The organism is Vibrio sp. 10N.286.52.F8 (assembly GCF_041468745.1).
In the GTDB taxonomy this organism is placed as follows: Bacteria; Pseudomonadota; Gammaproteobacteria; order Enterobacterales; family Vibrionaceae; genus Vibrio; species Vibrio crassostreae_C.
The window spans coordinates 154305-165414 of sequence record NZ_JBFRJF010000044.1 but is presented as its reverse complement, the minus strand read 5'-3'; the positions used below and the strand labels follow the sequence as shown (position 1 = coordinate 165414).

The following is an 11110-nucleotide window of genomic DNA, read 5'->3' as shown; positions in this document are numbered from 1 at the left end:
AGTGGCGGGTAGACGGGATTCGAAGAGCTAAAAGAGCAGATTCGAGCAGCGGAGCGGGTAAACGAGTAACAAGAGATGAAGAACGGATTCGAGTGGCGCTTTTAGTATCTCGCCACTCGCATCCCGTTACTGTCTTTAGCTCTTCGTTTACCCGGTTACTCGCATCTCGTTACTGCTCTTTAACTTTATTTCTTGTCGCTCGAATATGCGTAATTATAGTAACCGTAGCCGTATGAGCTTGATGCTTTCTTCTCGATGGCGTTGAAGATAACGCCTTTCACTTCGATACCCGATTGTTCGAAGCGGTTGCGAGCTACATCGATCTCTTTAATGGTGTTTTGACCGTAACGCGCGACCATTAATGTGGTGCCAGCGAAGGCGCCGACAATGCTTGGATCGGTTACCGCAAGTACGGGCGGGGTATCGACAATCACCAAGTCATATTCTTTTGATGCCCATTCCATTAGTTCTGCAAAGCGCGGGTGCATAAGCAGTTCAGATGGGTTGGGTGGTACTTGCCCGCGGGTAATGATTTCTAGGTTTTCTACTGGTGTCGACTTCACTGATTGAGCGAACTCTTGCTTGCTGCTCAATACATCAGAAAGGCCGTTATCCCAGTTCACACCAAAGCTTTGTTGTAGGTAACCTTTACGCATATCGGCATCAATCAACAATACTTTCTGGCCTGTTTTTGCGGCTACTGCGGCAAAGTTAGTCGAGATGAATGATTTACCAATGCCTGGCGCAGGGCCAGAGATCATCAAGATGTTATTTTTCGCTTCTAGCATTGCGAAGTGCAAGCTGGTACGAAGGCCACGCAGCGCTTCAACCGAAAGGTCAGCAGGGTTCGATTCAGCAAGTAGTGCTTGAGTCCCTTTAGTTTGCTTCTTCTTCGATTTAAAACGGTTAGTGAGCTCTACCTGCAAATCAGATTTTGGTACCGCTGCGTAAACAGGCAGGCCGATTTGTTCAATTTGGTCTGGGCTTTCCACACCACGGTGGAACGCTGCTTTTACTAATACAAACGCGACACTTAGCATGCCACCCAATAGCGTTGCTAACACAACAATCAGCGGCTTCTTAGGTTTAACGGCACGAGCATAAGCTTGCGCGTCATCTAAGATACGAACGTTACCGACCGTACCCGCTTTAATGATGCTCAGCTCTTGAACCTTGTTTAATAGCTGGATGTAGATCTGTTGGTTTACTTCAACATCACGTGTCATACGCAGTACTTCACGTTGTGTTTTTGGCAACTTTTGTACTTGCTTGTTCAGGCGCTCTCGCTCGCCCAACAACGTTTTACGCTTATCAATCAGTGACTTATATGCCGGGTGATCTTTAGTGAAACGCTGACTGATATCACTTTCTTTAAACGTCAGTTCATTCAATTGCGCTTCAAGCTCGACCATTACCTTCAAGGTTGATTGTGCTTCTAAGCCCAAGTCGATCGATTCGTTCTTTTGGCGATAATTATTTAGTACGTCTTCATAACCAGTTAACTCAGATTTAATACCAGGAAGGTGACTCTCTAAGAACTGTAGGCTCTTCTCTGCTTCCGCTGAATTACGTTTCACGTTTTGTAAAAAGTAGATCTGGCTAATGTGGTTCAGTATTTCAGAAATCTGTTGTTTGTTTTCGCCTTCAAAGCTCAGCTTCAAAATACCGGTTTGCTTACCTTGCTCAGACAAAGACAAAGAAGCTTTCAACCATTCGATCGCTTCTAGTCGGCTACGTTGACTAATAGAGAATTCAAAATCGTTATGTGATTCAAAACCTGCCACAAACAAGCTGTAGTCGTCTGCTGTTGCTAGCTCACCCACTTTGCCTTTTAGGATAACGCGCTCATCGTCGCGAACTAATTGGTAAGTGCCCTGCTCGGCATCTAGGATCTGGATCGTGTGCCCGTAGTCGCTCGCATAGCTTGGCATGTTGAAACGGCTAACCGCAATGTGGTTGATGTCACCGGTTAAGCGAGCAAAACCTTTACCTACGATAGGTGCATAGTTGGGAGATGTCACCGTGGTGAGGTTAAACTTATCAACCGTTTCACCCAAGATCATACGCGATTTGATGATCTCCACTTCTGTCGTGGCAGAAGATTCCTGAGAGAACAATTCCCCCATATCACCAACCATAGAAGAGATGCCACCAGAGCTTTTCTCTTCAATTTGGATCAGGGCATCCGCTTTGTATATCGGCGTCGAAAGCAAAGCAAACGCAATACCAAACACAGCAAAAACGAATGTGGTGAGCATGATTAGCCATTTAGCATCTAATAAGATGCCAAGCAGTTTTCCTAAATCTATCTCATCAGAGTTATCTGTATGCGATTGCTGAGAGGGTTGTGTTGTCATTTGTTTGCTACTTCCTAAAGTATTGCTATTTAAGAGACTATATACGCTCCGCGTACTTCTCTTTTATATTATTCCGTTGGTGGCTTTGCCATGCCTACATTTAGAGCATGACATTTAAAAAGCTGTCTATTTAAAACCTACTGCATCTAAAATCTATTGCATTTAAACCTACAGTTTTTTTGCCCAAGCTTGCGCCGCTTCGTCAATCAGCTTATAAGCGTGTTCAAACGCCTCACGACTTTGACGATAAGGGTCAGGAATGTCTTTCTGGCCAATCCACTGACCAAACAGCATCGTTTTTCCGCGAGCCTCCGGCGATATTTGAGTAAGCGCTTCTAAATGGCCCTTCTCCATCACCAAGATCAAGTCATACTGAGCACAAAGCTGTGGCGTAACTTGCTGAGACTGATGGTTTTCAACATCAACCCCATTTTCAGCGGCGATTAAAATGGCAGTGTCGTCTGCAGGCTTACCAATTAAACGGCTTTTCTCGGCCGCGATACCGGCAGAGGCCACTTCTTTGTTGGGCAGCAAGTTTTGTAAAACTCGCTCTCCAGTCGGGGAACGACAAATGTTGCCCACGCATACGACTAAAATTTTATTAAACATAATGGTCTCTAATTGTATTGGGCTTATAAGCTGGGTTTACTTTTAGATGTAAAAATCAGGTTACACGTACAATGCAACCTGATGATTAATTAGGGTTTATTACAAACCAGGGCTTATTACCAATTACGAACGCGCAACATACCTTCGGTTAGGTCGTTGAAGCCTGAAATGGTTGGTACAAGCTGACCGATTACACGGTTCCAGCGGCTGATTGGCGCTGCCGTTACGTAAACAATATCATAAGGCTTTAAATCAAACTCGGTGCCAATCACTAAAGCTGATGCATCTTCCATATTCAGTTGGTAGATGTCTGCCATGCGTTCTGATTTATCATCAGAAGTTCGGATCACAAACACACCCGTTGCATCTGCCGTCAGCTGGTTAATACCACCTACGTTGCTGAGTGCTTCGGTTAGGCTCATCCCAACGCGATCAATCTTAAGTAGTTGAGGATCGTTCACTTCACCCATCACGAACACTTTCTGGTTGTCATTACGCGGTACGTGAACAATATCACCGGCTTGCAGTAAGCGGTTTTGGGTTAGGTCACCACGTTGCATTAAACCGTAAAGTGAAAGGTTCTCTTCCACGCCATTGCGGGTTAATGAAACATTTCGCCAATCTGCATTTTCAGACAAACCACCAGAGCGGTTCACTGCATCTAGTAAAGTTAATGGAATATTAGTGATTGGCTGCTGGCCAGGTTTAGATACTTCACCGGTAATGTAGGTTTTCTTAGATCGGAAAGCCGCTACGTTTACATCAACTTGAGGGCTTTCGATGTATTTCGCCAAACGTTCCGCTATATCAGAACGAATTTCACGAACCGTTTTTCCTGCAACTTCTACTGTACCAATGTATGGGTAGAAGATGGTGCCGTCTGCATGAACCCAGTTACCCGCTTCTGTGCTGCTACGGTAAGAGCCCGCAGGAATGGTCAGTTCAGGGTGATCCCAGATCGTAATATTTAAGATATCGCCCACACCGACTTTGTATTCATACTTTGCGATGTCTACGTCGAGTTCAGGGTTGGCTTGTGACACCGACAATGTACCCGTTTGGTAAGTCGATACTGATTGAGCTGTCAGTGGGTAAAGGTTAACCACATCAGAGATATCAGATTCTTGCTGTTCCTCTGAAGGCTGAATCACATTCTTGTTGCCAGTAGAAAGGTGAGTTCCTGGAGTAGTACACCCTGCAAGCAATACAGGAAGGAGCGCTAAAAGGAGACGATTTTTATTAATCTTCATGTTAACCAAGTCATAGAAACGGAATGTGTCGTGATATCCCAAAGGACACCCTAAGAAGTTAGAACAAACAATTTTATCAGCTACGCAGTATTTAATAGAGTTAAGGAGGGCTATTACTGTGATATCGCTCCCACTTAATATCAAAGATAGGAACGCTACCGCCCTTTGATATTCCGCGACATCACACTGCGTAGTTAATCTGCCTCTATCTATCTGGAATTGAGATAGAGGTTTTTTGTCATAAACCGAGCCAAAGATCGGACTTTCACCCGGTTATTTTATTGCGTATGCATTATCCACAATTTGTGTTTATTATCAACCTAGTTGAATGGTTAAAGAGCAGATACGGGATGCGAGTGAACTAGTGGCGAAGAGCTAAAGAGCAGATGAGAGTAGCGAGATACGAGTAAACGAAGAGCCTAAAGCCGTGTCGGGATGCTTTTAGCTCCTCCCCTTTATCACAACTGTTGCTTGGCAGAAAATACCAACATAAGGGGAGGCTGGGAGGGGTTGGTAACACATAGATTAATATCCCCCTCTAACTCCCCCTTTGATGAACATCACCGATCAAAAACGAACGGCGTTCAAGGGGGAGAACCAAAAGCTAGACCCAATGAATATCACGATATCTTAAGCTATTCGTTATTCGTTATTCGATTATTCGAGACTGCTCTTTCCCCACTCTTCGTATCCCGCTTACTCGTCACCCGCATCTGCTTTCGATCTACTTAACGCTACTCGGCCTTTGGAACCAAGGTGAGCGAGCATCGGTTTGATCGAACAAGTTGTATTGCTTGTTCAGCACTTGGCCGCCGTCACGTGTGATCGGTAACCAGGTAAAGCCAGCGCGGCTTGAGCTTGGTTTCACGGTAACAAGATCAAACGGAATCGATACATAGAAGCCTTTGGTATAGCTGCCTTCACCGTACTCTTCCGTTGTCATGTCGGTTAAGCTGACAAACGCACCGGCAATAACGCCACTCTTGAATTGCTTAGAGAAATCGACACGAGTCCCGATATCACCCGCAAGGAATTTACCGACGCCCACTTTAAGCAAGGTATCGCTCAAGAAGTCCCATTGTGGGGTGTAGTAACCAGTGATAAAGCCAGTAGTGCCTTTGTCGATCACTTTGTACGTTCGGTTGCTGTTATCAGGATTGACTTGGATCTCTTCATCAAACGTGCCAAACCAGCTTTCTGGATCGCGCTGGCTTATTGCAGTCATGTCTGCACCAATGGCCCAGTTTTGGTTGAATGGTCGATACAGGATTTCGCCACCCACACCCGCGAACATGCTCTCTAGGTAACCGCCGTAAGCTTGGGTGTAGACACCGCTGCCGTAGTCTTCAAACCACGTCAGTTGTAAGCGATCTAAGCGAACCGGATCGTCAACGTAAGAGCGGAATAAGGTTCTTACTCTTGGCGTTTGGTCAGTGCCGTCTGATGGGACGGTATAGTTAAACTTGTCGTAGTTATCGACTAAGTTAACGTACAAAGAGCCCGACAGTTCAACATTGTTTAACGCCCAGAACGAAGCGTTGGTGTATAAACCCAAACTGTATAAATAGAAGTTTTCAGCCGAACCGAACGATTGCGCTAGGTTTGGTGAAATCGACACATCGAATCGCTCACGCCCATCATGATAAATAACGGATTTCTTACGCTCTAACTCGTGAGTATCGGTTGCATCACTGGTTTGAGCATTGAGATAACTGTTATTAGCCGCCGCTTTGAACGCTTGGGCATCTACCGTTGTCTCAGTGAGTTCCATCGATTTATCATTTTCGATGATTTTATAAGTATCGATGTAACTCGGCACCGCGTTGGCAATCACGGTCGCACCACGCTCAAGGGCGATATCTCTGTCGCGGTATTTAACCTGAGTACCCTTTACCACAATACTGTTATCGTCGACCAAGATTTGCGCTTGTTCATAACCAGCGATCGTTTCAAGTTGGCTTGCAAGGGCCGCCATATCAATATCATCAACCGTCTCGACATCGCTTGGGCGCAATTCTGCTGTTTCAGTATCTCGCCACACAGAATACATTTCATTGAAGTTGGTAGAAAGATCGAAGCCAAGGGTTAAAGTATCGCCTCGCTCATAGCTCACTTTCGCCGAACCCCAATCCGTAAAATGGTACACAGCACCCACGTTCCATGGCGTGTGCTGTGTCATGTCGACACCACCACGTACTACAGGGAAGTCTTGAGAGTAATCGTTGCCATCGTATTCAAGCTTTAAGGTTAACGGCTTATAAGGGGTTTGGTATTCAAAGCCGCCATAAATTGCAGCATCGCCTTTAAACCAGCGTTCAAAGTCAACACTGCCGCCATTGCCTTTAAAATCAGACGGGCGTTCACAATACTTGTCACTGGCTTTGCACAGTGGGTTAGTGAAATTGCCACTGGTGCCCATGTATCCCCAAGCCATGCCCAAAGTGAAATCAACGGGCCCAAAACGCTTGGTTGCCGCGACAAATTCGCCATCGAACAAGCCAGTACCACCGAAGTCACGCACGCCTACTGACACTTCTGGTAAGTAGTACCCTTCTTCGATTAAACGCAGTTTAAAGTCGATGCCTTTATCGGTGTGCTTGGTACAGCCACTGAATGAATTCTGAGAACAGTCTTGATTGCCACTACCGCTATAATACAGGTCTTGCGTTTGTGTGTAACGAATGGTGGTTTCAAGCCAAGGCATCACCTGCAGGCTGACGTTATAAAAGTAGTATTCGTTATTAAACGAAGCACTAAAGTTGAACTCACCTTCTGGGGCCATTCGGCCTGTTGGCATTTGCATTAAGCCAACACCACCAAAGTTCATTTGCGATGTTCTGTATTCAGTATCATCGAATGGGGATTTTTCTGCTCGAATTGAAGAGGAATCAATGATTGTTTCTGCTCTAGTCGACATGCTATTGGTCATTAATAAAGCACAGGTAACCGATGCACACACTGCCGATAGAGGGAATGATTTCTGTTTCAGCATTACAGGCCAACCTTATGACGTAGCAAATCGACAATATCTTGGTTCAACGTTGAGTATTCCGATGGCAAAGAGTAGAACGCCATAAATACGATGGCACCTGGTGCTAAGTAAACCGGCTGTTCGTTCCAGTATGCGTATTGAATGGTTTGTACCACGCCATCTGGCTGAACAACATAAGCCACGCTTTTATCTGCAGATTCACCAATAAAGCCATTCGGCAATGCATCGAGATAATCATTCAACGTTCCATGCTCAATCAGATTCATTGTTACCGACTCTTTCATTGCCCCCATCAACTGAATTGACGTTGGTCGTTGTGGTAAGTACAGGGAAAAGGCTTGAGTTTGACTGTCTGACGGCTTGTTAGTATGAGAACTTGAAACAAGCAGTGGGTTCTTATCTGATTGAGAGATAACGGCATTACGGTCTAGCTCAATAAAAACTCGATTGAGATATTGGAAAGAGGCTAACTGTTGGCGCACTAAGTTTGCTTCTGGCTCTTCTACTGCGAAAGCTTCAAGCTGGTTCAGTACATTGCGCTTTTTGGCTTCGATAGCTTGGTTAGCTTCTTTAAATCCAGTAACTGCAGTCGCTTCAGTATTGGTTATATCAAACAGTTGAGCCGAAAGGGGGAAGTAACCAATAGTACCGTTAGCGTTAGAGCTCGCATTCACGTTTGCGTCGTCTAATACACGAAGCAGTCGAACGTTAGTTTGATACTCAAGCGTCACACCTTGAAGAGGAAGCTCGATTGTTGTTTTAATCGACGAAGAGCGTTCAGGCGTAACAAGATCAGAAGCCGAAGAAGCGGAGCTCAAAGCAAATAAAGCGCTGATCATTAACAGAGCTCTCATCGTTAACATAGTTCTCACCAATGGCAACCGACGCCCCGTCATTTTTGATGTATGACTCATATAATTCATCATTTTAGTTCATTACCCTGTTCGTTAATTGCTTTGATAATGCTTAAGGACGGTTAACTCAAGCCTTGTCATATCAGGGCCTAAATACTGTATGGTTTTTACCACTTTGCCTTCGCTGTCGACCCAATATTCGTTGGTGATGTCTTGTTCTAATATTGGGAATTGAATTTTTTCTTGGAATTTCTTGGTATCGATAGACGCTAACGGAGTTTCAACCGTGTCATTTCCCACATACGTTCGGGTGATGTTCGCTTTATAGCCGAATCGATAGTTAGGTTGCCAGTCGTAAACCGCTTGCCACTTTTGGGCACCGGGGTTAGCTGACACATCAAACGCATAAGCAGAGTCTGGCGACGAGCTGTTTGCAGAAGAGAATGTATTTAACGGTTGGAATGCCAAACCAGAAAGGTTTTCGTAAGGAAGCAATAGCGTTTGTACGACACGTCCATTTTCAGTGACGATCATCGCTTTGTCAGAAGACATCCACTTTAACTGCTCTGCGCCCGTTTGCGGGTTTTCACCGACGTACGCTAAGACCATGAAGATCTTACCTTGGTCATTCACTTCGGCATAAATGCTGGAATAAGGTAACGTTTGAATGTATTCCTTGGATAGCTCAACATCGGAGCTTCCAAAAAAGGCTTCATCAAAAGTAGAGTTAACGTCTTGAAACTGCTGAGAACAACCAGCAAGAAAAAGACCAAGAGATATGATTAGAGGTTTAAGCATGACGAGTTCTGCTTCCTAGCAATCTGGTTGCTGATGTCCAATATGGAAAATTAATCAATTAGATATAAAAAAACCACTTTATGCTTTCACATAAAATGGTTTTAAACGCCTACTCAAAAATTATCGAGTCGTTGTTGTCGTTGTTGCACCGCTTTCGTTAGAAGCAACCGCTACTGCTGCTGCTGCCGCTACTGCTGCTGTCGCTACTGCTACTGTTGTAGCCGTACCAGTTGCAGCTGCAGATGCACCAGCGCCTGCTGCTGTACCAGTACCTGAACCAGTACCCGCCGCTGCTGTTTCTTCAGCTGCAAATGCAGCACCTGAGAAGCTAACTGCTAATGCAGCTGCTAGAGCCATCTTTTTCATAATGATTTCCATTAATATAAACGTTTATATGTAGAAGATGATTTTCACACCCTCAAACAGTTGCTCAGCTTAAACAACTGATTGATCATGATAGATAATAACCACAATCAAGTAAATGGATAAATCATAAGCAATACCTTATAAAGCAATATTTAGGAAATAGCGTCACATAAAAATGGCCTTAGAGACTGTGGAGGTCAACAAAGCTATGTTTGTATAACGCAGAAGCCAGTACCAATGATCATAAGAGAGCGTAAACCATATCTAACTAAACCCTGTCGCCCGAGCCTTTACCTAGTAAGGTTTGAATAATATATTGAAAGTACAATTTAGTACTCAACGTCTGAATCATGCGTTGATCCCACTCCGCGAGTTTTTTCGGTGTCGACATGTCGATATCATTGATTTGAGCTAGTCCGGTTACGCCAGGCCTAACCGACAACACTCCTCTCGACTCTCTTTCATTGATGAGCTCTTGCTGATTGAATAAGCATGGTCGCGGACCAACCAAACTCATTTCACCTTTCAGGACGTTGTATAACTGTGGTAGTTCATCCAGTTTCGTTTTACGTAGAAATCCACCTAATTTGGTGACAGAGCTAGCGCCAACTAAGTGAGTCGCAACAGATTTTGTTTCCACTGGCATAGTGCGGAATTTAACTAAAGTGAATGGCTTTTTGTTGCGACCAACTCGGGTCTGAAAAAAGACAGGAGAACCCGTATCAAAATAGCCGAGGAGACAAATAACAACAAATACAGGCCAAAGGAACAACAAGCCAAAGAAAGCAAAAATAAAATCTAATATACGAATCAAAATATGTGTCCTATCAAATTCGGATTGAAAACGTGGGGGCACTATAAGCACCACTAATCAATAAAGGATACCTGAAAAATTTATGGACAAGAAAGCCATAAACTACCTAAAACGCATCAATGCGACTTCAAGTAAGCTTCTACGGTTCTTTTGATCCCTTGTTCAAAACTTACAGGGGGGTTCCATCCCAATATCTCTTTCGTCAAACCTATCTCCACTTGGAGGTTGCCGCATATTCTTTGCGCTATGTGCTGTTTATTTAAAACTGACGATCCAGCTTGTATCCAAGACATTGGGATTGGAATTAATCGCGGTGATTTCCCCATAGCATGAGCGATGGTTTGCATCAATTGAGTTGTCGATACATCCTGATCATCAGAAGCTAAGAAGGTATAGCCCGGAGCTGAAGGGTGCTCGCAACAAGTTAGTATCAAATCGGACAAATTATCCAAATAAACCAAGCTTCTCTGGTTCTTTATAGCACCAAACGGTAACGGAATGCCTTTATCAATCAAACGCATCATAGATAAGAAATTTGCTTTGACGCCAGGCCCATAAACTAATGGAGGCCTAATGATAACCACTTCTAGCCCTGTCTCTTTTGAAAGCTTAGCCAACTCAACTTCAGCTTCATACTTGCTCAAACCATAAGGGTCTTGCGGAGTATTCTTTAAATTCGGTTCAAAGGGTAAATTTGGCTCACTGAATTCACCGTTAACTTTAATAGAGCTGACAAATACAAACCTTTTAACGCCCGCTTCAGCGGCTTGCTTCGCTAGGTTCAAAGTGCCAAGGGTGTTGATATCTCGATAGGCAGTTAAAGCACCTTGCTCACTCTCATTCATTTGATGCACTCGAGCAGCACAATGAACAACACAATCCACACCTTCGAATGCACCAGACCAATCGGTAGAAGCATCAATGGAAGGGATAACCAAGCTATTAGTTAGTGGCTCTATTTGCTTACGCACAACCGGAATGACTGCCCAGTCTCGCTTTTTGGCCAACTCAACAACTCTAGAGCCGACAAAACCAGTACTACCTGTGACTAAAATATTCATAACAAAACG

9 protein-coding genes are annotated in these 11110 nt (G+C 44.4%); all 9 read right to left on the bottom strand.

The features are described from left to right. Positions 1–185 precede the first annotated feature (185 nt). The 9 genes from AB4133_RS19865 to AB4133_RS19825 all read right to left on the bottom strand — a co-directional run bounded on the left by AB4133_RS19865 (position 186) and on the right by AB4133_RS19825 (position 11101). Entirely contained in the window at positions 186–2357 is a 2172-nt protein-coding gene (locus AB4133_RS19865; RefSeq protein ID WP_372225492.1) for a polysaccharide biosynthesis tyrosine autokinase, read from the bottom strand. 168 nt (positions 2358–2525) lie between these two features. Beyond that, entirely contained in the window at positions 2526–2966 is a 441-nt protein-coding gene (locus tag AB4133_RS19860; protein WP_017069276.1) for a low molecular weight protein-tyrosine-phosphatase, read from the bottom strand. A gap of 116 nt (positions 2967–3082) precedes the next feature. Beyond that, positions 3083–4216, bottom strand: a complete 1134-nt coding sequence (locus AB4133_RS19855; protein ID WP_017070582.1) for a polysaccharide export protein — start codon at positions 4214–4216, stop codon at positions 3083–3085. A 724-nt stretch (positions 4217–4940) separates the two neighbouring features. Next, positions 4941–7208: a YjbH domain-containing protein gene (locus AB4133_RS19850; RefSeq protein ID WP_372225489.1), complete on the bottom strand. Its 2268-nt coding sequence runs from the start codon at positions 7206–7208 to the stop codon at positions 4941–4943. Beyond that, the gene (locus AB4133_RS19845) at positions 7208–8071 is read right to left on the bottom strand and encodes a capsule biosynthesis GfcC family protein (RefSeq protein WP_372225486.1); all 864 of its coding nucleotides are present in this window, start codon (positions 8069–8071) and stop codon (positions 7208–7210) included. Before AB4133_RS19845 ends, AB4133_RS19850 begins: the two co-directional genes overlap by 1 nt. 84 nt (positions 8072–8155) lie before the next feature. Then, positions 8156–8860: a YjbF family lipoprotein gene (locus AB4133_RS19840; RefSeq protein ID WP_372102982.1), complete on the bottom strand. Its 705-nt coding sequence runs from the start codon at positions 8858–8860 to the stop codon at positions 8156–8158. 120 nt (positions 8861–8980) lie between these two features. Beyond that, positions 8981–9226: a hypothetical protein gene (locus AB4133_RS19835; RefSeq protein ID WP_017060480.1), complete on the bottom strand. Its 246-nt coding sequence runs from the start codon at positions 9224–9226 to the stop codon at positions 8981–8983. Positions 9227–9494: 268 nt separating this feature from the next. Next, positions 9495–10043 (bottom strand): sugar transferase, encoded by a 549-nt coding sequence (locus tag AB4133_RS19830; protein ID WP_372225498.1) that lies wholly within the window; start codon positions 10041–10043, stop codon positions 9495–9497. Positions 10044–10156: 113 nt separating this feature from the next. Next, positions 10157–11101, bottom strand: coding sequence for a UDP-glucose 4-epimerase family protein (locus AB4133_RS19825; protein WP_372225482.1), 945 nt, complete (start codon positions 11099–11101; stop codon positions 10157–10159). Positions 11102–11110: the final 9 nt, after the last annotated feature.